The sequence below is a fragment of the Streptomyces sp. AM 4-1-1 genome (genome assembly GCF_029167625.1).
In the GTDB taxonomy this organism is placed as follows: Bacteria; Actinomycetota; Actinomycetes; order Streptomycetales; family Streptomycetaceae; genus Streptomyces.
This window is the reverse complement of record NZ_CP119145.1, coordinates 2,047,830-2,071,091: the sequence shown is the minus strand read 5'-3', so window position 1 is coordinate 2,071,091 and position 23,262 is coordinate 2,047,830. Positions and strand designations below refer to the sequence as shown.

General features: G+C 72.9%; 15 protein-coding genes. All 15 read right to left on the bottom strand.

Going from position 1 to position 23,262, the window contains the following annotated elements; genetic code table 11:
• The 15 genes from PZB75_RS08670 to PZB75_RS08600 all read right to left on the bottom strand — a co-directional run bounded on the left by PZB75_RS08670 (window position 1) and on the right by PZB75_RS08600 (window position 22,947).
• Complete coding sequence (locus PZB75_RS08670) at window positions 1-3,330, bottom strand: ABC transporter permease (RefSeq protein ID WP_275534717.1); 3,330 nt, start codon at window positions 3,328-3,330, stop codon at window positions 1-3.
• Between the two features lie 213 nt (window positions 3,331-3,543).
• Complete coding sequence (locus tag PZB75_RS08665) at window positions 3,544-3,948, bottom strand: globin (protein WP_275534716.1); 405 nt, start codon at window positions 3,946-3,948, stop codon at window positions 3,544-3,546.
• A 129-nt stretch (window positions 3,949-4,077) separates the two neighbouring features.
• Window positions 4,078-5,376: an FHA domain-containing protein gene (locus tag PZB75_RS08660; protein ID WP_275534715.1), complete on the bottom strand. Its 1,299-nt coding sequence runs from the start codon at window positions 5,374-5,376 to the stop codon at window positions 4,078-4,080.
• A gap of 92 nt (window positions 5,377-5,468) precedes the next feature.
• Entirely contained in the window at window positions 5,469-6,830 is a 1,362-nt protein-coding gene (locus PZB75_RS08655) for a VWA domain-containing protein (RefSeq protein ID WP_275534714.1), read from the bottom strand.
• 143 nt (window positions 6,831-6,973) lie between these two features.
• Window positions 6,974-8,356: a PP2C family serine/threonine-protein phosphatase gene (locus PZB75_RS08650; protein ID WP_275534713.1), complete on the bottom strand. Its 1,383-nt coding sequence runs from the start codon at window positions 8,354-8,356 to the stop codon at window positions 6,974-6,976.
• Between the two features lie 2 nt (window positions 8,357-8,358).
• Window positions 8,359-10,992 (bottom strand): serine/threonine-protein kinase, encoded by a 2,634-nt coding sequence (locus PZB75_RS08645; RefSeq protein WP_275534712.1) that lies wholly within the window; start codon window positions 10,990-10,992, stop codon window positions 8,359-8,361.
• A 65-nt stretch (window positions 10,993-11,057) separates the two neighbouring features.
• A complete protein-coding gene (locus PZB75_RS08640) occupies window positions 11,058-12,392 on the bottom strand; it encodes a hypothetical protein (RefSeq protein WP_275534711.1) in 1,335 nt (444 codons plus the stop codon).
• A gap of 192 nt (window positions 12,393-12,584) precedes the next feature.
• Entirely contained in the window at window positions 12,585-13,607 is a 1,023-nt protein-coding gene (locus PZB75_RS08635) for a glutamate ABC transporter substrate-binding protein (RefSeq protein ID WP_275534710.1), read from the bottom strand.
• A gap of 11 nt (window positions 13,608-13,618) precedes the next feature.
• Entirely contained in the window at window positions 13,619-15,034 is a 1,416-nt protein-coding gene (locus PZB75_RS08630; protein WP_275534709.1) for a hypothetical protein, read from the bottom strand.
• A 1,123-nt stretch (window positions 15,035-16,157) separates the two neighbouring features.
• Window positions 16,158-17,135: a BadF/BadG/BcrA/BcrD ATPase family protein gene (locus PZB75_RS08625; protein WP_275534708.1), complete on the bottom strand. Its 978-nt coding sequence runs from the start codon at window positions 17,133-17,135 to the stop codon at window positions 16,158-16,160.
• The gene (locus PZB75_RS08620) at window positions 17,126-18,391 is read right to left on the bottom strand and encodes a 6-phospho-beta-glucosidase (protein ID WP_275534707.1); all 1,266 of its coding nucleotides are present in this window, start codon (window positions 18,389-18,391) and stop codon (window positions 17,126-17,128) included. Before PZB75_RS08620 ends, PZB75_RS08625 begins: the two co-directional genes overlap by 10 nt.
• Window positions 18,392-18,396: 5 nt before the next feature.
• Window positions 18,397-19,269, bottom strand: a complete 873-nt coding sequence (locus PZB75_RS08615) for a carbohydrate ABC transporter permease (RefSeq protein WP_275538639.1) — start codon at window positions 19,267-19,269, stop codon at window positions 18,397-18,399.
• Between the two features lie 46 nt (window positions 19,270-19,315).
• Window positions 19,316-20,257: a sugar ABC transporter permease gene (locus PZB75_RS08610; protein WP_275534706.1), complete on the bottom strand. Its 942-nt coding sequence runs from the start codon at window positions 20,255-20,257 to the stop codon at window positions 19,316-19,318.
• A gap of 7 nt (window positions 20,258-20,264) precedes the next feature.
• Window positions 20,265-21,602 carry an ABC transporter substrate-binding protein gene (locus tag PZB75_RS08605; RefSeq protein WP_275534705.1) on the bottom strand — a complete coding sequence of 446 codons (1,338 nt, stop codon included), beginning with the start codon at window positions 21,600-21,602 and terminating at the stop codon, window positions 20,265-20,267.
• 124 nt (window positions 21,603-21,726) lie between these two features.
• On the bottom strand, window positions 21,727-22,947 hold the full coding sequence (locus PZB75_RS08600; RefSeq protein ID WP_275534704.1) for an ROK family transcriptional regulator: 1,221 nt from the start codon (window positions 22,945-22,947) through the stop codon (window positions 21,727-21,729).
• Window positions 22,948-23,262 lie beyond the last annotated feature (315 nt).

Here is a 23,262-nt window from a genome sequence, read left to right as displayed (position 1 = left end):
TCAGTTGTTCCCCTGTCGCAGCGATACCACCGGTTCGGCCCGGCGCAGCGCGATCGCCGCGACGCACAGCAGCGGCAGCGCGGCGACCCCGGCCAGCAGCAGCGCCACCTGCCCTCCCGGGAGCCGCACCAGCACGGACGGCACGGGCTGCGCGGCCTGCCCGGTCAGCACGATGAGGGGCACGACGGCCCTGGTCAGTACGGACCCGAGGGCCCAGCCCACCAGCAGCGCGACCGCGATCAGCACACCCTGTTCGGCGGCGATCATCCGGGCCAACTGGCGGCGCGGGGCGCCCAGGGCGCGCAGCACGGCGAACTCACCGGTCCGCTCACGCCGTGAGCCGACCGCGCTGACCGCGAAACCGACGCCGGCCAGCGCCGCCGCGACGACCGCGACGGCCAGCAGCGCCGAACGCGGGCCCGCCCCCAGCGGGTCGTTGATGAGGTCGGCGGCCACCTCGTCGCGCACCAGCACCTGCGTCGGATCGGTGTCGGGCTGGGCGCGCAGCCCGGCGGCGACCCGCGCGGTCCGCCCGGGATCGGTGCTCAGCCACCACTCGGAGGGGGTGAGCGTGGTGTTCGGCCGGTCCGCGAGGACCTGGGCGACCGCCGTCAGATCGAGCAGCATGGCGCCGCCGTCCCTGGACCGGGCCGTGGAGCCGGCCGGGCCCGAGGAGTCGGCGCCGGGGCCGGTGGTCGGGAGTTCGCGTACGGCCTTCACGAGCTTCACCCGTACCGTCTCACCGCCCAGGGCCACATCGACGTGCTGCCCCACCTCGGCGCCCGCCGCCCTCAGGTAGTCGTCCGTCACCACGGCGTTCAGCTCCCTGGGCGCCGTCGGACGGGCCGCGGTGATCCGGACGCTGAGCGCGGGGATGCCGTACTTCGTCCGCTCGGCGGCGACGAACCCGGTGTCGAAGCCGACCGTCAGCGGCGCGGCGGAGGACGCGGCGGGCCGCAGCGTGATGTCGGGCTGCTCCTCGCCGCCGCCGATGGTGCCGAGCGTCCCCCGCCAGCGGAGCGCGGCGGGCACGGGGACGCGCTTCTCGACGCCGTCGGCGGCGACGGTCCGGACCGCGTCGACGGAGAGGACGTGGTGCTCGGAGGTGTCCACCGGCAGCGGACCGTCCAGCTCGACACCGGTCACGGCCAGGCCCCCGGTGGGGGAGACCGGCAGCGACAGGGTGTGCGGAGCGCCGTCGACCGGCACCGTCCCCGGCAGGACCCGGTACTCGATGCCGTACCGGTCCTCCAGCAGGACGGTGACCAGCGGCTCCGCCCCGGACGCCGGCGCCCGGCCGGGCGCCGGGCCCGCCGAGATCCGCAGGTCGAGCTCCAGGCGCTCGCCGCCCTCCGGCAACGGCAGTCCGACGCGGGCCGCCCCGGCCGGGGCGGGCGGGGTGAGCGAGGCGAACAGCGCGCCGGGCCGCCCGTCCGCCAGATCGCCGCGCATCAGCATCCGTTCACCGGCGTGCGCGAGGTCCAGCGCCAGCACCTGCGCGGTGCGCTCACCGGACAGCTCGACGCTCGTGCGGTACGCGGGCGCCGCGTCCCGCACCCCCGGCAGCGCCGCGTACGCCCCGGCCCGCGCCGGATCGCCGCTGATCCCGCCCGTCACCCGGATCGACGCCCCGGTCCTGAAGTCGGCCTGGTCGGCCTGCGAACGGTCCCACGACGCGCCCTGCCCGATCGCCAGCATCCCCATCGCGGCCGACAGCACCAGCAGCAGCACCGGCCCCGCGCCACGCAGCGGCCGACGGCTGAACTGCCAGCCCGCCAGCGCCGCGGGCAGCCCCCGGCCGCCCGCGGCCCGCCGCTCGGCGAGCCTGGCCACGGGCGGCAGCAGCCGCAGCGTCAGCACGGTCCCCGCGAGCAGCATCAGCGCCGGGGCCACCACCAGCAGCGGATCGATGCCGAGGCCACCCTGCCGGTCCCCGCTGAGCACCCCGCCACCGGAGCCGCCGGTCTGCCGGTCCAACTGCCAGTACGCCACCGCGGCGATCGCCAGCAGCCCGAGGTCCGCGCCGGCGCGCACCGGCCCCGGCAGCGCGGACGCCCGGCCCCGGCGGCCGGCGCCGGCCGGCAGCGACGACAGCGCGGGTGCCACCACCGCCAGCGCACAGGCCAGGGCCACGGCGGCGGACACCGCCCACACCGCGCCGGTCGCCGTGCCGTCGAGCCGCAGCCCCAGCCGGGCCATCGATCCCCGGTCGGCGAGCAGCCCGGTCAGCGGCCCGGCGAGCAGCGGTGCGGCGATCGCGGCGGGCAGCGCCAGCAGCAGCGCCTCGATCGCGGCGAACGAGACGATCCGGGCCCGCGAACCGCCCCTGGCCCGCAGCAGCTCGGACTCACCGCCGCGCTCACCGCTCAGCAGCCGGGCGACCAGCAGCAGCGTGTAACCGGCGAGCAGCACCAGTTGCACGGCGACGATCGTCAGGGTCGAACGGGAGACCAGGAGGGCCCGTTCCGCCTGGTCGAGGACGGTGGGCAGCGAGGTCCGCGCCAGGCCGCCGCTCCTGAACTCCGGGGCGGCGAGCACCGCCTCGGGCCCGGTGGTCGCCGCGTCGCGCAGGGCGTCGATCCGGCCGGTCGTGACCGTACGGAAGTCGGCGGTGGCCAGCCAGGACATCTCGCCCGAGCTGATCCGGCCGGACGTGAACGCGGCCGGGTCGGTCAGCAGCGGGCCGTACGTCGTGAAGACGAGCTTGCGGACCCCGCGCCCGCCGAGCGCGTCCAGCTGCCAGTACGGATCGGTCAGGTCGGCGGCCTCGTACAGCCCGGTGACCACCGCCCGGAGCGGTTTGCCGGTGAGCCGGTCCGTGAGGTCGAGCCGGGCGCCGGGCCGCAGCTTCAGCATCTCGGCGGCCGTGCCGGGCACGGCCACCTGGACGGGCCCGTCGGCGTCCGCCGGGGTGGCGGGCATCCGGCCGGAGGTCAGCCGGACACGGCTGCGGTCGAGGACGGCGAACTGGGTGAGGTCCGGGTCGCCGCGCCGGGCGGCGGGCGGCTGGAGGGAGCGGGGGAGCGCGTACGGGCCCGAGTGCTCCAGCCGCCGCACGGTCACCGGCAGACCGTCGAAGGTCGCGCGGGCCGCCTCGCGGGCCCTCGTGTCGGCGGACGCCCGCCGCTCCGGCGTGACCTGGGCGGACACGACGAGCGACGCGGACGCGGCCGAGCGGTGGGTGAGCGTGTGGCGCAGCGCGGCGTCGCCCATCGCCCCGGAGAACGCGGTGAGGGCGGCGAGTACGGAGGTGGTGAGGAGGACGGCGAGCACGGCGGCGGCGAGCAGCAGCCGATGCGCACGCACCCGCAGAAAGACGAACCCCGCCACGTGATCCCCCCGGTCCGACCAATTTCGAACAAACGCCCCCCGACGCTCTCTCCGGATGCTGTCAGAGGGTGACAGCGGCTGGAAACCACCTACGGGTGGACCTTGATTCGATCGTGACCGGAATCCGGTGCCGGAGCACCGGATTCCGGTCATCGCGGGAGGTGGGGCCGGGGAGCGGGCCGGGGAGCGGGCCGGGGAGGGGGAGGGCGCGGATCAGCCCTCGGTGTTCACCAGGGACCCGGCCGCGAGCACGAAGTACTTCCACAGCTCCCGCTCGTGCTCCGGGGACAGCTCCAGCTCGTCCACCGCGACCCGCATGTGCCCCAGCCAGGCGTCGTGCGCGGCCCGGTCCACCCGGAACGGCACGTGCCGCATCCGCAGCCGGGGGTGGCCGCGCAGCTCGCTGTACGTGCGGGGGCCGCCCCAGTACTGCATCAGGAACAGCGTGAACCGTTCCTCGGCCGGGCCCAGATCCTCCTCCGGGTACATCGGCCGTAGCAGCGGGTCCTCCGCAACGCCCTGGTAGAAGCGGTGTACCAGGCGCCGGAAGGTCTCCTCGCCGCCGACCTGCTCGTAGAAGGTCTGCTCCTGAAGCGTGCCGCGCGGAATCTCTGTCACCCGTCCATCGTCGCAGACGCGCCGACGGAGGGTGCCGGGGTGCCGGTCCTCAGGACCGAGGACCGGTCCGGCACACCACCGGCCGGCGGTGGCCGGACGGAAGGCGCTGTCCGCGAGGAACCGCGAACGTCACCCGCGACGGATCGTGATCGTCGTCCACGCGCCGACATGCACCCGGTCGCCGTCCTGGAGCGGGACCGGGACGTACGGCTGGATCGGGTCCTCGGCGCCGTTCAGCGTGGTGCCGTTGGTGGAGTTCTGGTCGACCACGGCCCAGCCGCCGTCGGGCTGCTGCACCAGCATCGCGTGCTGGTGCGAGACGCCCGGGTCCTCCGGCGGCACGGACAGGTCGATGTCGGGGGACTCGCCCGTGCTGTGCCTGCGGCGCCCGATGGTCATCTGGGTGCCGGACAGCGGAAGCTGCTGTTCCGGGGAGTACGCGGGCAGATTGAGGCCGGTCGCGTCGGGACCGCTGCGCTGCATCATCGCGAGGAAGTACTCACGGTCCGGGGCGATGACGGCCGTCCATCCTTGGGGCGCCCGGTGCGGGTCCTGTTCCTGGTTCCGGTATCCGCCCTGGTCCGGAAGGTGTCCCTGATCAGGGTGGTGCCCCTGGTCAGGGTGGTGTCCCGGGTTCTGGTACCCGCCCTGGTCCGGGTGGTGACCCTGGAACTGCTGCGGGGGCTGCCGCACGTGCTGCTGCTCCGCGTACTGCTGCTGCTCTCCGTACTGTTGTCGCTCTCCGTACGGCTGCTGTTCCCCGTACTGCTGCTCCCCGTACGGCTGTTGCTCCGCGTACCGCTGCTGCTCCTGGCGCTGCGAGGGCGGCGGCAGCATCCAGTCGTCCTCGCCGGTCCGCGAGCCGTGCTGCGGCGACGGGGACTGGGGGACGTGCGGGGGACCGGGATCGAACGGCGGCGCCGTCCGCTGCTGCTGGAACGACGGCGGCGGGGCCGGGGTCCTGCCCTGTTCCGAGGACAGCGGCTCGGCCGGACGGTTCACCTGCGAGGGGCGCGAGCCCTGGTACTCGTACGGATCGTGCTGCTGGGCCGGCGGACCCTGCCGACCCTGGAAGGCGGACGGCGGATTGAGACCGCCGCCAGGACCACCGGGACCGCCCGGACCCGCGTGCGGCGGGGCGAGCGGGGTGTACGAGGTCGCCGTGTTGGTGAGGAAGTTCCAGCGGCACTCCTCGCAGTACGGAGCCATCGGCTCACGCGGGGTGCGGCACTGGGGACACAGCTCCGGCCGCCCGCCCTGCCCGGCACCCGGGCCCGCCGGGGGCGGGTAGCCGTAGCCGTGGGCGGGCGGTGGGGGAGGCGGCGGGGGGACCGCGCCCGCGGGCGCACCCGGCGCGGCCATGCGGAGGCCGCACACCTCGCACCAGTCCTCGGAACCCGACTGGTGTCCGTTCGGGCAGGTCGGCATGTCGGCGCTTCCCCCTCTCCTCGTCCGGCCCACGGGCCGTCTCGCTCGTTGGTCCTCCGCGTCGCCGCTCGGCGGGCGGTGGGGCTACTTCGTCATGACTTCTTCACGCGAACGGTTGTGGTGGAGCGCGTTTCGAGCATCATCTCGTCGGCTTCCGCCACCTTCCCCTTGAGTCGCACAGTACCGGTCGCCGCGTCGACCACGTCGACCACCTTCGAAAGGAGTTTCGCGGTGTCCGTGTTCCCGGAGGCCGACGCCAACTGCACCGCACGGCCCAGTTTCGCCGTCGCGCCGTCGAAGTCACCCACCTTGCGGGCGTCGAGTCCCTGCTGGATGACATGGGCCAGTTCCGCCTGGCCCGTGTAGTGCGCGACCTGCGGATTGATCGAGGTGGAGGCCGCCATGTCGTTCGTCCACACCGCCCGTACCAGCCCGTGCGACAGCGTCGTCGGGGTCCCGCCCGCCGGGTCGGGGAGGATCAGCGAGACCCGGACCGCCAGCATCTCGTGGCCGATCCCGGCCTGCGGAACCCGTACGCAGACGTGGTAGTCGCGCGACTCGTCGCCCCATGAACCGGTCGGGTAGTCCCCGGCCTGCGGGCCGGCGTCCGACCGGCGGCCGGTCAGGTCCACGACCGTGGGCGCCACCTGCTTGACGAACTGGATCTCGACCCCGACGGGCGTCCAGAGCCGCAGCGCCACGTCCGCCACCGCCTTGCCCATCGCGTCCGCCACCATCCGCGTGAAGTCCGCGGCCAGCCCGGCCGGATCGGCGACGATGTCGGCCGTGCCGAGCAGCGCGGACGCGATGCCGGTGACCTCCTTCACCTCCCAGTCGGTGCCGACCCCGCGCGCGTCACAGGTGAAGCGTCCCGCGCAGGAGTCGAGGGCGGCCCGCAGATCCTCCGGCGCCTCGTGCTCGTTGCGGCCGTCGGTGAGCAGGATGCCGTGCCGGATGTCCACGTCGGCCGAGCCGAGCAGCCGGTCCGCGAGGCGCAGCCAGGTGCCGATCGCGGTGCCGCCGCCCGCGTTCAGCCGGCGGAGCGCGGTCTTCGCCTCGGCCTTGGTGCGGGCGTCGGCGACGGCCAGCCGGCCGTTGCCCGGGTAGACCTCCGCGGCGACATGCGTCCCGGCGACCACCGCGAACCGGGTGCCGTCGCGCAGTGTGTCGACGGCCGCCGCCGTCGCGTCCCGCGCGTTGCGCATCTTCGTCGGCGGGTACTCCATCGAACCGGAGCAGTCCACCATGATCACCACGGCGGACCCGGGCGCCTGCCCCGGCGCACGTCCAGTCGAGGGGGAGGCACCGGTCAGCGGCACTCCGCCGGTCGTGCCGCCGCCGGTCGAGGTGACCGTGACGATCGCGTTGACCTCGCGGCCGCCCTCCGGCAGGTATTCGTTCTGGTACACGTCGACGGAGAACTGCGGCACGTTGGACTTGGAGAATCTGGCCATCTGAGCGGGCTCCTCAAGGCTCCGTACGGGTCGGCTGAAGACGAGGCTGGACAGGACGCTGGACAGGACGGGCGTGCGGTGCGCCCCCGAACCGGCCGGAACCCGGGCGCGGCGCCGCGCGGTTCGGCCGGCTCGGACAGCGCTCAGGCGCCGCTGTGGGCCGATCCTGCCCCTCGCCGCGGTACGGCGAACGGCAGCACCGCCACTGTTACGTTGTCGTGGCCCCCGCCGTCCAGCGCGTGACGGACCAAAGACTGGGCGCTGTGCAGGGGCCGCCGGTGACTGTCGGGCGGCACGGCGGCGGCCATCTCCGCCGCCGACTCCGCGTAGTTCCACAGCCCGTCCGTGCACACGATGACGACGCCCGGCCGGTCCGGTTCGAACGCGGCGGTGTGCGGCTCCAGTTCGTACGCGTCGGCGCCGAGCCAGCCCGTGATGGCGTGGGCGCGCTCGTCCGCGTACGCCTCCGCCTCGTTCATCAGACCCGCCGCGACCATCTGCGCCGCCCACGAGTCGTCCTCGGTGAGCCGGGCGGGCGGATCGCCGCGGTCGTCGGGCACCCAGTAGACCCGGCTGTCGCCGACCCAGCCGATGACCAGCAGACCGCCCGCCATGATCGCGCCGACCAGGGTGCACGCCGGGGCGTTCCGATGGCGGTGCGGGTCGCCCTCGGACGGCCGGCCCGCCGGGTCCGCCAGCGCGTTGACCGCCTCGGACGCGGCGACGATCGCCTCGTGCATCGCCTGCTGCGGATGGGTGCCGCGCGGCAGCGACTCCAGCAGCGACTCGTTGGCGGTGTGCGCGGCGGCGGCCGACGCCTCGTCCGGCCGGGTCGCCGACGAGACGCCGTCGCAGACGATCGCGACGACGGCCGGTGAGCCGTCCGGCAGCGCGGCGGACGACACCGCGAACGCGTCCTCGTTGCGGTGGTGACGCAGCCCCCGGTCGCTGACGGCGGCCACCGATCCCAACTCGCGTTCCATGTGGTCGCGTTCGCGGGGCTGCGCGTGACCACAGCGCTCGCAGTAGCCGTCGTCGCCGACCTGCCCCGCGTGGCACGCCACGCACAGCCGGGCACCGGACGGCGGGGCCGCCGGGGCTGCGGAGGGGGCGGCGGTACGCGGATCGGGCGCGGCGAGTTCGAAGTCGTCCGGCGCCGCGCCCTCGTCCGGGGCGGACGTCGGCAGCGGGGTGCCGTGCGAGTCCAGGCCGGGCAGATCGGTCGGCCGGAGCACGGGTGCGGGCGTGTCCGAGCTGTCGACCTCGGAGGCGGCGGGCCACTCCACCGAACCGGGTCCGCCGGCCGTCGCCCCCGCCGGTCCCGTCCCCCGGGCCGGCCCGTCCGCCGCCGCGTGCCCCGGCTCGCCGCCCGGCACCGTGATGGCGACCGTCGGGTGGTCCTCCGGCCGCGCGGGCACGGCCGACAGGTCGTATCCGCACGCACCGCAGAACAAGTCCCCCGGCTCCAGCGGTTCTTCGCAGCCGGGGCACCGGGACAGGGCCTGCTGCTGGTGGCTCTGCGACATCTTCACACCCACGTCCGGGGGCGGAAACGGTTGGCCCGCTCCACCAGTTCGATCCTCTCGTCGCCACGCTGTGCCAGCCGGGCGAGCATCCGGTACGACCGTTCGAGCCCGAACCGCAGGCCACGTTCGGTCAGCGCACTGCCGAGCAGCTTCCCCGGTCCGTGCGGGACATCCGCCCCAGGGGTGCGGGGAGCACCGGAACCACCGGAGAGTACCCAGTCCAGCGCCGTGCCCAGCACCTCGGCCGACAGCTGCTCCCGCCGCACCGCGTCCAGGCCGAGGTCGCGCAGCGCGGCGACCTGATCGGCCGCGGCCGTCAGATCGGCGAACAGCGCGTCCTGCGGGGCGCGTTCACGCAGCCGCGCGCGCACGGCCGCCACCCGGGCCGCCGTGTAGTGGATCGACGCCCCGGGCACCGACTCCAGGGCCTGCACGGCGCCGGGCCGGTCCCCGGCGGCGATCCGCACCCGGGCCAGGCCGAACGCGGCGCTCACGTAGCTCGGATCGGTCGCCCACACCAGGCGGTAGTACTCGGCCGCGTTGTCCAGCTGCCCCAGCAGCTCCGCGCAGACCCCCAGCGCCAGCTTCGGCGCGGGCTCACCGGGGAAGGCGTCGTACACCGCGTCGAAGGACAGCGCCGCCGTCCCGTCGTCCCCGGTCGCCAGGGACGCGACACCCCGGTACCACACCACACGCCAGTCGTCCGGGTGCCGCGCCTCCAGCGTAGTCAACGACTCGGCCGCCGCGCCGAGTTCGCCCATCTCCAGATACGCCCGCAGCTCACGCAGCCGGGTCTCCGGGGACGGCGCGTGCACCGACCGCAGCGCGGCGACCAGTTCGCCGGGCGCGGACGACATCACCCCTGCCAGGAAACCTGCGTTGGGGTCGTCCGGATCGACCCGGGGCACCGGCAGCGCCAGCGCGGTGGCCCGCGCGTCGAGCCCGGCCGGCCGGGGGCCGGTCCCGCCGTGCGCGCCCACGATCGCGGGGGCGCCGACGGCGGTCGCGGTGGCGGGGACGCGCGGCGCCGGGAGCGCGGCCCGCGGCGCCCCCTGGGCGAACGGCCCGCCCGTATCCGTACCCGTCGGGAACACGGCCCCACCGGCACGGGTCCTCGCCCGGCCCCGTCGCCCGAGGCGGCCCCCGCCGGCCGGCGTCGCGCGCACGCCCAGCCGTGACACGTCGTCCGTCAGGTCGGCGAACAACCGCGTGTCGGTGACCCGCAGTTCCATACCGAACAGCGTCGACAGGGCGGGCCTGGGACGGCCCGACTGGAGCGCCACGACCTCCCGCAGCACCCCCGTCAGCTGCTCCGCCATCTCCGCCGCCGACGCGAACCGCCGCGCCGGGTCCGGGTCGGTGGCCCGCACCAGCAGCCGGTAGAACGACTCGTACGTCCGGAAGACCTCGATGTTGTCCGGTTCGGGCAGCGAGTCCACGAAGACGTTCGTGTACCCCTGGAAGTCGAAGGTGAGGACCGCGAGCGTCCGGGCCACCGTGTACAGGTCCGAGGCCACGGACGGGCCGACCTCAGCGATCTCCGGTGCCTGGTAGCCCACCGTGCCGTAGATCGCCGACTCGTCGTCGTCCATCCGGCGCACCGCGCCCATGTCGATCAGCTTGAGCTGGTCCTCGGTCTGGATCGCGTTGTCGACCTTGAAGTCGCAGTACAGCAGGTTACGGCTGTGCAGATGGCCCAGCGCCTCCAGCGCCTCGATGCCGTACGCGCACGCCTGCTCCACCGGCAGCGGATCGCGCCGCCCGGCCGGGGTGCGCCGCTCGTTCGCGATCTCCTTGAGCGCCTTGCCGCCGACGTACTCCATGACGATGTACCCGTCGAGCGAACCAGTCCGCTGATCGAGGTGTTCCACGAAGTTGTAGATGCGGACGATGTTGGAGTGCTCGATCTCGGCGAGGAAGCGGCGCTCCGAGATGGCGGCCGCCATCGCGTCCTGGTCACCCGTGTCGAGCAGACCCTTGAGGACCACCCAGCGGTCGGACACCGCGCGGTCCACCGCCAGATAGACCCAGCCGAGCCCGCCGTGCGCCAGGCACCCCGCGACCTCGTACTGCCCGTGCACGATGTCGCCGCCGCGCAGCTTCGGTACGAAGGAGTACGGATGACCGCACTTGGTGCAGAACCCCTCCGTGCGCCCCGGCCGTTCACCCCGCGACCGCCCCACCGGGGCCCCGCAGTCCGAACGCGAGCAGAATCGCTTCCGCTCGGGCACCTCCGGGTTCTCCATCACCGCCGAACGCGGGTCGGGGCGCGGCACGTCCGGCACGAGCACCAGGCCCGCGCCCAGCCTGCCCCGGCCGGACGATCCCGTCGACGCTCCCGAGGAGCGCACCGACACCGAGCAGGACACCGCCGCGCCCGCCACCGACAGCCGCCCGGAGACCGAGCGCCGCGACGTCGACGAGCGGGAGGAGGCCCGCGCGGACGCCCGGGAGGAGGCCCGCGAACCGCTCCCCGTGGAGGAGGCGGCGCCGACCGCCATGCCGGTGGGCGGCGAACTCACCATCCCGTCCGGCGAGACGACCGGGGCGAGACCGCAGGTGTCGCAGTACAGCTCACCGCCGCCCATGTCCTCGTACGAGCCCTCGCACGCGGGGCGCTGGCACTGTTCACTCATGGTCGTTCCCCCTGTTCGCCCCGCCCCCGCGGAGGTCCCCTCGCCCTGCCTGTGCGTCCCGGCCGTCATGAGCCGCCCCGCCGGTCCCACGATTCGGACGGCGGCCGGGGCGAGAGCAGTTCGGCCGCCGCGTGCTGGAACCGCAGCACCGCCTGCTCGGCGACGCGCAGATCGCACGGCGCGCTCCACAGCATCCTGCGCGCCGCGTCGTACCGCTCGATCAGCAGCGGGTCCTCCGCCAGACCGTGCCGCGCGACCTTCGCCCGGTACGCGTCGAGGCGGCCCCGCAGCTCCGCCCGCACCGCCAGCGGCGCGGTGACCGCCGTCAACGACTCACGGGCCCGCAGCAACTCGTCCTCGGCCTCCCGCTCCAGCGACTCCAGCAGCGGCGACAACCGGTGCCACTGGGCACGCCTGCGGTAGTCGGACGCGGCGACGAGCTGTTCCTGGAGCGCGGTCGGCGGGCCGCTGACCGCGGGCACCTCGGACGCGGCGATCTTCGCCAGCACCTCGCCGCGCGCCGTCCTGGCCTCGGCGAGCGTGCGGTCCGCGCGCGACAGCACGTCCCGCAGGTGCACCAGCCGCTGCTCGGCGTCCTGGCGCACCGCGAGCACCGCCTCGATCTCCCGGCGCACGTCCTCCAGCGCGCGGGCCGCGCGGTCGTAGCGCGAGGTGTCGGGACGGCCGCCACCGGGCGCGGCGCTGCCCGGCCCCGGCAGCCAGAAGGCCAGCGGGTCGGAGACCACCTGCGCCCGCAGCGTGCCCAGCTCCTGGGTGATCCCCTCCAGGTCGTCGCCCGCCGGATGCTCCCCGGGGCGCACCCCCACGGAGTGCGCCAGCGAACGGGTGCGGCGCAGCTCGGCCGCGAGCAGATCTATCCGGGCGGGCAGCGCCGACCACACGGAGTCGCAGGAGACGACCATGTCCAGCGAGCGGGCGTACAGCTCGTTCATCCGGCCCACCAGCTCCGCGGGCGTGAACCGCTCGGAGAGCCTGGCCGGACCAGCGGCCACCGGGTCGGTACCGGTCGCCGAACCGGCGACCGTGATGCCGTCGCCGCGCAGCAGATCCGTCAGCTCGACCAGATCGTCCCGGTTGGGCCAGCGCCTTCTGGCCCGCACCTCGCGGGCCGTGCCGAGGGCCGCCGAATAGGCGTCGAAATACGTCCACAGCAGGGTGATGGACCGTTCGGTGGTGGCCCAGCGGTCCCGGGTGGCACCGGTCAGCTCGGCGCCCTCCAGGAGGCGGCGCCCCGCGTGGTCCTGGAGGGCGAGGAGCGAGGTCTCGATCGCCTCGTGCTCCGCACCGAGCCGGGCCAGCGCACGGTCCGCCTCGTCCCGGTCCATGACCGGTCCGGGGGAGCTCCCCGCGTAGCCGGGGAAGGAACCCGCGACGCTCATCGATCACCTCTGCGCTCTCATGGTGCGGGCCGGTGCCCGCGCGGAAGATAAAGGGCCGGGTGCGGCTCCCGGACGGCCGGGTGCCGCTCCCGGGACGGGCGGACCTGTCGGGAGCGGAGCGGCCCCCGGGCCCCGCCCGGCTCACGCCGGGCCCGGCACGGTCCTTGCATGAGGCACCGGTCGCTCCGTCACTCACTCCGGTGCCGGTGGCGCCTTTATCCCCGGCAGGCCCGCGGCCAGCCACTTCCGGTAGGACTCCATCCAGGCGCTGTTCGTGCCGCCCCGGCGGTAGTCGACCAGCACCTGGTTGATCCGGGCCACCAGATCGTCGGCCCCGAGCTTCGTCGCGACACCGTAGTACTCCTTGGTGAACGGCTCGGCGCCCTTCAGCTCCAGGGTCGGGTCCTGGGCGATCTGTCCGGCGGCGAGGGCGTTGTCCGTGACGATCGCGTCGACCTCACCCAGCTGGAGCCGTACCAGGCAGTCCAGTTGGTTGGGGACGGTGAGGAGGTCCCGGTCCCGCGAGGTGCCTTCGAACTCGTCCTGGAAGACCGCCCCGTACGACCGCTTCTCCAGCTCGTCGTACGCGATGGAACCCTTCGCCGTGCAGACCCGCTTGCCCTTGAGCGAGCTGTTGTATCCGGTGATCGTCGAGACCTTGGGTGCCAGCACCTGCTGACCGGCCTGGAAGTACGGCGTCGAGAACGACACCTCCTCGGCCCGTTCGCAGGTGATCGTCATCGTCCGGACCACCACGTCGACGTCGCCGTTCCTCAGGGCCGGGACGCGCTGGTTGGTGGGGATGGCCCGGAAGGTCACCAGATCGGGCCTGCCCAGGATGTCCTTCGCCAGGGCGTGCACCAGATCGATGTCGAATCCCGCGAGTTCGTTGTCGTGCGCCGGATCGCGGAAGCTCCAGTGGAAACTGTCCTGGTCGACGCCCGCGATCAGCCGGCCCCGCTTCCGGATCTTCTCGATGCTGGGACCGTCCGCGCGCGACGGCGGCAGGCTCGCCACCGGGGCGGTGCAGGTGTCGGCCTTCGTCCGGGCGGCGCCTGCCACCCCCGACATGTCGGCGACGAAGGCGTCGGCGCCACCGGTCGACAGCGGAAGCACGGTCAACGCCGCCGTCACCACGCAGGCCAGCGCCATGGAGGTCACACCGCCCCAGCCACGCAGCCTGTTGCGCCTGACCCGGCCCTCTGTCCTGGTCATCGCCCGCCCCCTCACCGGTACTCCGAGAGCCTGCGATTGACCCCGACGACCGCCCCGGCGGCGCCCAGTACGGCCAGTACGGCGGCTCCGACCGGCAACCCGCCCAGCGCCCCGTGCCCGCCTTCCGCGAACCGGGTGAACTCGGCCCGTTCGTGGGCGAGCGCCTTCTCCAGCTCGGCGTCCACCCGGTCGAAGGACTCGCCCGTGGAACCCCGCGGACCGATGACCTGCTTCAGCGCCCGGTCGTAGTCGCCGTTCTCATCGGTCAAACGGGCGGCCCGGTGGCGTTCGCGCCACTCGGAGACGCCGGTCACGGCCTTGGCCACCGGTTCCTTCCCCTGGGAGTCGTCGGCGAGCTTCCCGGCCTCGCTCAGCTGTTCGCCGAGGCCCTTCATGCCCGTGGTGTAGTCGTTCTCGTACTTGTCCTTCTTGCCGTCCGGCGTGAGCACCGCGCCCCGGGCGACGACCGTAAGGGTCTCGTCGGCCCGCGCCTTCAGCGAACTGATGCGGGCGCGGTTGAGCACGTCGACGGACTGCTGACCGTGCACCCGGGCGTCGAGCAGGTCCGACCTGGAGACCGTGTGCCCCACGGCCAGCCACAGCAGGACCACGGTGGTCGCGGCCGTCGCGGCGAGCAGCCCGTGGTTGAAGACCCGGTTCGTCCGCAGATACGTGCGCCGCTGCGCCCAGCACAGCGCGCCGAGCACGACGACGCCCAGGACCAGCGAGACGTACGGCCAGGCACGCGCGTCGGAGTAGTCCTGGTCGAGCCGGACCGTCTCCGCCGCGTACAGCCGTTCGGCGGCGGGCAGCAGTTCGGTGGCCATCGTCTGGTTCGCGTACCGGAGATAGGCACCGCCCAGGGGCAGTCCCTGACGGTTGTGGGCGCGGGCCCGCTCGATCAGTCCGGTGTACTCGGGAAGCTTCTCGTTCAGCGTGGTGATCTCGCGGCCGGAGGCCGTCGAGACGTCCGAGTCGGCGGCGGCGGCCTTCACCAGGAGCCGGGACGCCTCCTTGATGTCCTTCTCGTACCGTTCGTGGACCTCGCGCGGCTCCTGCGCGCCCGCCAGGAACCCGCTCGCCGCCGCCGCGTCGGCGTCGGCCAGCGAACGGTAGACGGCGGCGGCGGCCGCGTCGGCGCTCTCCGGCCTGCTGTGACGCACCACGTCGTCGGCGGCCGCGGCCCGGTCGTGGACCTCGAAGGCGGTCACCGCCCCGAACGCGACGACCAGCAGGGCCAGGACGGCGCCGATGATCCGGAGCCGGCCGGGTTCGGTCGTCGCGGCGGTCCGCAGCCGCTCGGCGGGCCCGGACCACGCGCCCCCACGCGGCGCGAGCGCCCGTGCGGGCTCGGGCGCGGACAGCCGCTCCCGCGCAAGCTCCGGCGCGGGCTCCGGCGCGGTGCGCACATTCGGCGGGTGTGTCATTCGACCTCCCCCTCGGTCAGTGACGGTGGCCGGCCCCCCACCCGACCGGGGGACTGGTACCTGGCCAGAAGTATGGCGGCAGGGACCCGCGTCCACATCGGGAACGCCTGGTTCTTGCATCGATCGATGGACCGGCCGACGGGCGACGCGGCTCTCGGGAGCGATCTTCGCACCCGGGTGGGGCCTCCGTCACCACACCCGTCGACGACATCCGGTCACCGGGTGCGGACACGGACCGTGGAGATCACCGGGCGCCACCGGCCGAACAGTTCGGCCCCTCTTCAGGAACACGTGCGGAGCGACGGATCGGTTCCCTCGCGGGACGCGGCGTCTCCCGCGCGAAGGGTCGCGACGGGTCGCGGGAGATCGCTCCGCGCGTGAACGCCCGTGTGCGAACGCCGTGCGTCGGTGCGTCGGTGCGCCGGTGCGCCGGTCGTCCGTGCGCCGGTCGTCCGGACCCGGCCCGGGGGCGGGCGGAGCCGACGGTGGGTACGGCGCGGGGGCGAGCGGGGCCCGGCGGCGGGTGTGGCGCAGGGGCGGGCGCGGCCCGGCGGCAGGTACGGAGCAGGGGCGGACCAGGTTCAAGTGGTGTGCCGAGTTCAGGTTCAGGGTGGGCATGGCCCGGCGGGCGGGCGGGCGGGGGCCAGGTCCAAGCGGCGGGTACGGCGCAGGGGGCGGACCAGGTCCAAGTGGGCGTGCTCGGTCCAGGTCCAAGTGGCGTGCCCGGTTTCGGTCCAGGTGGGCCCGGTCCAGGGCGGGCATGGCCCGGTGGCGGGCGGGGGACCAGGCCCAAGGGGCGGGTACGGCGCAGGGGGCGGACCAGGTCCAAGTGGCGCGCCCGGTCCAGGCCCAAGCGGTGGGCCCGGACCGGGGCCGGACCAAAACGGCGGCCCCGTCCCATCGGCGCGCGCGGAGCCCGCGCGTTCGAAGGCGCCCCCGCCCGGCCCGTGACCGGCCGACCGGGGCGCCTTCGACGCCTGACGCCTGACGCCTCACGCCTGACGCCTGACGCCTGGTGCCTGACGCCCGTGCCCGACGCCCGACGCCCGACGCCCGACGTCCGTGCCTGATGTCCGTGCCTGACGTCCGTGCCTGACGTCCGTGCCCGACGCCGGGAGCCCGGTCAGGCGTACTGCGCCCGCAGCCTGGCGTGCGCCTCGGCCGGTTCCCCCGTGCGGTCGAGCCCCAGCAACGCGGCGCCCAGCACCGGCCGTTCGGACACCACCCGGATCACCGCCTTCGGGGCGCGGACCGCCAGGAGTTCCGACATCCGCCGGTCCAGCGCCGGGTGACGAGCCGTCAGCACGCTGCCGCCCAGCACCACCGGGGCCTGCTCGTCGAGCAGCCCGAGCCGGTCCAGCGCCACGGACGACATCGCGACGATCTCCTCCGCCAGCCGGTCCACCAGCGCGCGGGCCACCGGGTCCCCGGCCTCGCCCGTCGCGAACAGCACCGGGGTCAGCTCGTGCCTGCGGTCCATCGGGATGCGGCCCAGGTGCAGCGCCTCTATCAGCGCGTACATCGAATCGAGCCCGAAGTGCCCCGGCAGCGCGCGGACCAGCTCGGTCGGCTCGCCCCGGCCGTCCTCCGCCCGTGCCGCGAACCACATCGCCTCCTCCGCCAGCCCCAGACCGCCGCCCCAGTCACCGGAGATCCGTCCGATGGCGGGGAACCGCGCGGTCCGGCCGTCCGGCCGCATCCCGACGCAGTTGATCCCGGCCCCGCACACCACGGCGACCCCGAGCGGCTCGGCGCCGCCGGGCAGCCCGGCCCGCAGGATCGCGAAGGTGTCGTTGTACACCTCCACCGTGCCGCCCCAGCCGCGCTCCCGCAGGGCGGCGGCCAACTGCCGTTCCTCCACCGGAAGATCGGCGTTGGCCAGACAGGCCGACACATGGTCGACGCTGGTCAGCCCGGCCTGCGCGAGGGCGGGCACGACGGCTTCGGCGAGACCGTTCATGGCGGCCTCCACCCCGACGACGGGCGGCTGGAAGCCCCCGCCGCGCGCGGCGCCCAGGACACTCCCGTCGGCGCCGATCACGGCCACGTCGGTCTTGCTGTTGCCCGCGTCTATCGCGAGCACCACCGCGGTCACGCCCACGCCAGGTGCTCCCGGTTGTGCGCGATCAGCTTGTCGGTGAGCGCCTCGGCGTATTCGAACTGGCCGATCAGGGGGTGCGCCAGCAGCGCCTTGAAGACCCGGTCCCGGCCACCGCGCAGCGCGGCGTCCAGCGCCAGGTCCTCGTAGGCCGTGACGTTCGCGATCAGTCCGGCGTACATCGGGTCGAGCCGGGGCACCGCGAGCGGGGTCGCGCCCGTGCCGTCGACCCGTGCCTGGGTCTCGATCACCGCGTCGTCCGGCAGGAACGGCAGCGTCCCGTTGTTGTACGTGTTCACCACCTGCACCGCCGAGCCGCCCCCGCCGAGCAGCGAGGCCGCCAGGTCCACGGCCGCCTCCGAGTAGAAGGCGCCGCCGCGCTTGGCGAGCAGCGCGGGCTTCTCGTCCAGCGCCGGGTCGCCGTACATCGCGAGGAGTTCCTTCTCCATCGCGGCGACCTCGGCCGCCCGGGACGGCTTGGTGCCCAGCTCCCGCACGACCTCGTCGTGCGCGTAGAAGTACCGCAGGTAGTACGACGGCACGACGCCGAGGCGGTCGACGATCGCGCGCGGCATGTGCAGGTCGTCGGCGATGGCGTCACCGTGCTCGGCGATCAGCCGGGGCAGCACGTCCTCGCCGTCCGGGCCGCCGAGCCGCACACCGAGTTCCCAGCTCAGGTGGTTGAGCCCGACGTGGTCGAGGTGCACCTCGGCCGGGGTCACGTCGAGCAGCCGGGCGAACTTCCGCTGGAAACCGATCGCCACGTTGCACAGGCCGACGGCCTTGTGCCCGGCCTGGAGCAGGGCGCGGGTGACGATGCCGACCGGGTTGGTGAAGTCGATGATCCAGGCGTCCGGGTTGGTCCGGCGGACCCGCTCGGCGATGTCCAGGACGATCGGGACGGTGCGCAACGCCTTGGCGAGACCGCCGGCCCCGGTGGTCTCCTGGCCGACGCACCCGCACTCCAGCGGCCAGGTCTCGTCCTGGTCGCGGGCGGCCTGCCCGCCGACCCGCAGCTGGAGCAGGACCGCGTCGGCCCCGGCCACGCCCGCGTCGAGGTCCGAGGTGGTGACGATCCGCCCCGGGTGGTCCTGCTTGGCGAAGATCCGCCGGGCCAGACCGCCCACGAGCTCCAGCCGGTCGGCCGCCGGGTCGACGAGCACCAGCTCCTCGATCGGCAGGGTGTCGCGCAACCGGGCGAATCCGTCGATCAGTTCGGGGGTGTAGGTGGAACCGCCACCCACTACTGCGAGCTTCATGAAAGTCAGCCCTTCACTCCGGTCAGGGTGATGCCCTCGACGAACGCCTTCTGAGCGAAGAAGAAGACGAGGATCACCGGGGCCATGACCAGTACGGTCGCGGCCATGGTCAGGTTCCAGTCGGTGTGGTGCGCGCCCTTGAAGGACTCCAGCCCGTAACTCAGGGTCCAGGCGGCCGGGTTCTCGGACGCGTAGATCTGCGGACCGAAGTAGTCGTTCCAGGCGTAGAAGAACTGGAACAGCGCGACCGCCGCGATGCCGGGCTTCGCCATCGGGATCACCACCCGCAGCAGTGTGCGGAGTTCACCGCAGCCGTCCACCCGGGCGGCGTCCAGGTATTCGGCGGGGATGGTCAGCAGGAACTGCCGGAGCAGGAAGATGGTGAACGCGTCACCGAAGGCCATCGGGATGATCAGCGGCCAGAGCGTGCCGGAGAGGTCCAGCTGCTTCGCCCAGAACAGGTACATCGGGATGACGACGACCTGCGGCGGCAGCATCATCATCGAGATGACGAGCATCAGCGACAGCCGCCGGCCGCGGAAGCGGAACTTGGCCAGCGCGTACGCCACGGGCAGCGACGACACGACCGTGAGGACCGTGCCGAGGCCCGCGTACATCAGGGTGTTCTTCCACCAGGTCAGGAAGCCCGGGGTGTCGAACACCTTCTTGTAGTTGCCCCACTCGAAGGGGTGCGGCCACAGATCGCGGGTCAGCGCCTGCTGGTCGCCCATCACCGAGGTGAGGAAGAGGAAGACGAACGGCAGCACGAAGAAGAGCGCCACCGCGACCCCGAGGGAGTGCACGGCGATCCAGTGCAGCGCCGCCTTGCGACGGGCGACCCGCTCCGCCGGGGTGACCGGCGGCGCGGCCGGCGGGATGGCCGGCCGGCCTGCGGTCCTGTCGGTGTCGAGAGCCTGCGCCACGTCACTCACCTGCCTGGATCAGCCCGCCGCGGCGCCGCATCAGCAGTGCGGTGAACGCCATGGCGAGTACGAAGAGAACGAGCGCGACCACACAGGCGGAGCCGTAGTCGAAACGCTGGAAGCCGAGGTTGTAGACGAGCTGCGGAAGCGTCAGCGTCGACTTGTCCGGATACCCGGGCTCGAACTGCTGCCCGGAACCGCCCATCACACCCGACGCGACCTTCCCCGCCACCAGTGGCTGGGTGTAGTACTGCATGGTCTGGATGACCCCGGTGACCACGGCGAACATCACGATCGGCGAGATGTTCGGCAGGGTGACGTACCGGAACCGCTGGAACGCGGACGCCCCGTCCAGCTCCGACGCCTCGTACTGCTCCTTCGGCACGTCGAGGAGCGCGGCCATGAAGATCACCATCAGGTCGCCCACGCCCCACACCGCGAGCGCGGTCAGGGCGGGCTTCGACCAGGTGGCGTCGGTGAACCAGCCCGGCGTCGGCAGCCCGATCCCTTCGAGCAGCGAGTTGACCGGACCGGTCCCCGGGTTGAGCAGGAAGACGAAGCCCAGCGTCGCGGCGACCGGCGGGGCCAGATAGGGCAGGTAGAAGAGGGTACGGAAGACACCCGCACCCGTCTTGATCTTGGTGATCAGCAGTCCGACACCGAGGCCGAAGACCACCCGGCAGGTGACCATGACGACGACCAGCCACAGCGTGTTCCGCAGGGCGGGCCAGAACAGCGGGTAGTCGGTGAAGACGAACGACCAGTTCTTCCCGCCGACGAACTCGGCCGCCCCGAATCCGTCGTAACTGGTGAACGAGAAGTACACCGTGGAGATCAGCGGATAGGCGAAGAAGACGCAGAAGCCGATCAGCCAGGGCGACATGAAGGCGGCCGTGCGAAGCGCGGCGCGGCGGCGCTTCGCACGGAGCGTGTACGTACTCATCGCTGGGCTACTTCGCCTGCTCGACGGCCGCGTCGATTTCCTTCGCGGTCTTCTCAAGACCGGCCTTGACGTCGGTCTGCGTGCCCTTCTCGATGTCGAATCCGAGGTTCTGGACGGAGACCAGGTAGGCGCCGCCGTTGACCGAGGCCGGGGTGGTGGTGCTGTTCGGGTTCTGCGCGATGTCCAGGAACGTCTTGAAGCGCGGGTCGTACTTCAGCTTCGGCGACTTCAGCGCCTCCAGCGTGGACGGCACGTTGTGGATGGCGTTGGCGAAGTTCACCACCGCGTCGGTGTCGGTCGTCATGAACTTCACCAGCTCCCACGCCGCGTTCTGCTTGGTGGAGGTGGCGGCGATACCGGCGATGGTGCCGGTCAGATAGCCCTTGCCGTAGGTGGCCGCCTGGTCGTCGGCGACGGGCATCGGGGCAACCCCGATCTCGAACTTCGGCTTGCTCTCCTCGGCCATCCCGAGCCGCCACTCGCCGTCCAGCTGCATGGCGACCTGACCGGTCTGGAACGGGTGCTTGGCGCCCCACTCGTCACCGAACGTGGTGCGGAACTTCTCCAGCTTCTGGTAGCCGCCCAGCTCGTCGACCAGCTTCTTCTGGGTGGTGAACATCGCTGCGAAGGACGGGTCCTTGACGATGTTCGACTTGCCGTCCGCGTCGAAGTACGACGGGTTCCAGGCACCGAGGTAGTGCTCGGTCGTCGTCTCGTAGCCGTGGTAGTTCGGCATGAAGCCGAGCTGCTCGTACGTGTCGCCCTTGGCCTTGGTCAGCTTCTTCGCGACGGTCGCCAGCTCCGACCAGGTCTTCGGCGGTGCGGTGATGCCGGCCGCCTTGAACGCGTCCTTGTTGTAGTACAGCCCGTACGCGTCACCGAGCAGCGGCACCGTGCAGCGCACGCCCTCGTACTGGGTGTACTCGTTCATCGCCTTCGGGAAGGTCTTGTCCGGATCGATCCCGTCCTTCTTCAGGAAGGGATTCAGATCGACGAACGCCTTCGAGGCACAGAACTTGCCGACGTTGTTCGTGGTGAACGAGGACACCACGTCGGGAGCCTTCGAACCGCCCGCCCGCAGCGCCTGGTTGATCTTGTCGTCGGTCATGTTGCCGACGACCTTGACGTGGATGTTCGGATGCGCCTTCTGGAAGGCGTCGATGGTGTCCTGGATTCCCTTGACCTCGCTCGGGGCGCTCCAGCCGTGCCAGAAGGTGATGGTCGTGTCCTTGGACGCGTCATCACTGGCACCGGAGCTGCTCTGACCCGTGCAGGCCGAGGCGAGAAGGGATATCGCGGCGGTCGCGGCGAGTGCGACGGCCGTCTTCCGGCGGTTTCCGGACATGGCGGTGTCTCCCGATCAAGGGTTGGGACAGGGAAGGGGTGGTGCGGGAACGGGTGGTACGGGTGGTACGGGCGTGGCGGTTCGGCGGGGAGGAGGTACGGGATACGGGGCCGGGGGCTTCGGGTCAGCGGGACGTGTCGAAGACTTCGTCACGGGTGGTGACGAGGGCGCTCTCCAACGCCCCACGCAGGACGGGCCGTCGGAGCACGGTCCCGAGGATCAGGCGGGGCCGGGAGGCGGCCAGTTCGGCCAGTTCGTCCCGCACCCGCGTGCGCAGCTGTTCGCCGCCGGTCTCGATCAGCTCGCCCGACAGCACGACGAGTTCCGGATCGAGCACGGCGACCATGGCGGCGATTCCGGTGGCCAGCCCGGTGGCGTAGCGGTCGAGGAGCCGGACGTACGGGCCGTCCTCGCCCCGCTCCGCCGCGGCGGCGGCGCGGGCGATCAGGGCCGCCGCGATCTCGTGGTGGCCGCCGCCGAGGTCCGGACCGGCGTCGATGCCCAGCTCCCGGGCCAGCCGGGCCGGCGCCTGGGCCCCGGCCAGCTCCTGGAAGCCGCCCGCGTTGACCTTGGTGACCTGGCGGACCAGCGGGACGCCGGGCACCGGCAGGAAGCCGACCTCACCGGCGCCGCCGGTCCAGCCGCGGTGCACCCGGCCGTTGATGACGAGGGCCGCGCCGAGCCCTTCCTCGTTCCACAGCAGGACGAAGTCGTCGTGCCCACGGGCCGCGCCGAGCCGCTGCTCGGCGACGGCGACGAGGTTCACGTCGTTCTCGTACTCCACGGGCATCGGCAGGAAGGCGGCCAGCTCGTCCAGCAGGGTGGGGGAGTGCCAGCCGGGCAGATGGGACGCGTACCGCAGCCGCCCGGTGCCGGGGTCGAAGGCGCCGGGGGTGCCGATCACGACACGGTGCACGTCGGACCGGGTGAGTCCGGCGTCCTTCACCGCGCCGTCCAGCGCCTCCGCGACCTGCCGCACCACGCTGTCGGTGCGCCGGCCGGGGGTGCGCAGTTCGTACTCGCCGACGGTCTCGCCGGTCACGTCGGCGACGGCGGCGACGATCCGCCGCGCGTTCACGTCGAGTCCGGCGACATGCGCGGCACGGGCGTTGACCGCGTACAGCTGGGCGTTCGGCCCCGGCCGTCCCGCGGTGGTGCCGGTGGCGACGACCAGTCCGGCCGCCTCCAGCCGGGCCAGCAACTGCGAGGCGGTCGGCTTGGAGAGGCCGGTGAGCTTCCCGATCCTCGTCCGCGACAACGGCCCGTGCTCCAGCAGCAGATCGAGGGCGGCGCGGTCGTTCATGGCGCGCAGAACACGGGGGGTGCCCGGTGTGGTTCCAGCCATGACAGCACGCTCCCGCCCTCTGTTAGGAAAGTTTCCTATCTGGTTGAGAGGAAGGTATGGCGCCCGTCACCGGAACGTCAATGGTCTGCACCCGGGCGGCAACCAAAGCGTTATCCGGGCCGGCCGTCCGGTCCCGCCGACACCCCTCCCACCAGCCGGGAGTGTCCATATCCGAACCCTGGGAACCGGCCGTGCCGAGCCCGGGCCAGACCCGTCGGCGGCCTCTTCGCGGCCCCCGACGTGCTGCTTTGGCTGAAAGTCAAGTGGGTTTGGCAGATGTCGAGTTGAGGTCAGTGTGGCCGGAAAGCGACCTTG

Excerpts from the sequence above, each read along its gene's own strand:
- PZB75_RS08660 (WP_275534715.1), bottom strand. The coding sequence starts at position 5,376 with ATGCCGACCTGCCCGAACGGACACCAGTCGGGTTCCGAGGACTGGTGC.
- PZB75_RS08655 (WP_275534714.1), bottom strand. The coding sequence starts at position 6,830 with ATGGCCAGATTCTCCAAGTCCAACGTGCCGCAGTTCTCCGTCGACGTG.
- PZB75_RS08650 (WP_275534713.1), bottom strand. The coding sequence starts at position 8,356 with ATGTCGCAGAGCCACCAGCAGCAGGCCCTGTCCCGGTGCCCCGGCTGC.
- PZB75_RS08645 (WP_275534712.1), bottom strand. The coding sequence starts at position 10,992 with ATGAGTGAACAGTGCCAGCGCCCCGCGTGCGAGGGCTCGTACGAGGAC.
- PZB75_RS08640 (WP_275534711.1), bottom strand. The coding sequence starts at position 12,392 with ATGAGCGTCGCGGGTTCCTTCCCCGGCTACGCGGGGAGCTCCCCCGGA.
- PZB75_RS08635 (WP_275534710.1), bottom strand. The coding sequence starts at position 13,607 with ATGACCAGGACAGAGGGCCGGGTCAGGCGCAACAGGCTGCGTGGCTGG.
- PZB75_RS08630 (WP_275534709.1), bottom strand. The coding sequence starts at position 15,034 with ATGACACACCCGCCGAATGTGCGCACCGCGCCGGAGCCCGCGCCGGAG.
- PZB75_RS08620 (WP_275534707.1), bottom strand. The coding sequence starts at position 18,391 with ATGAAGCTCGCAGTAGTGGGTGGCGGTTCCACCTACACCCCCGAACTG.
- PZB75_RS08610 (WP_275534706.1), bottom strand. The coding sequence starts at position 20,257 with ATGAGTACGTACACGCTCCGTGCGAAGCGCCGCCGCGCCGCGCTTCGC.
- PZB75_RS08605 (WP_275534705.1), bottom strand. The coding sequence starts at position 21,602 with ATGTCCGGAAACCGCCGGAAGACGGCCGTCGCACTCGCCGCGACCGCC.
- PZB75_RS08600 (WP_275534704.1), bottom strand. The coding sequence starts at position 22,947 with ATGGCTGGAACCACACCGGGCACCCCCCGTGTTCTGCGCGCCATGAAC.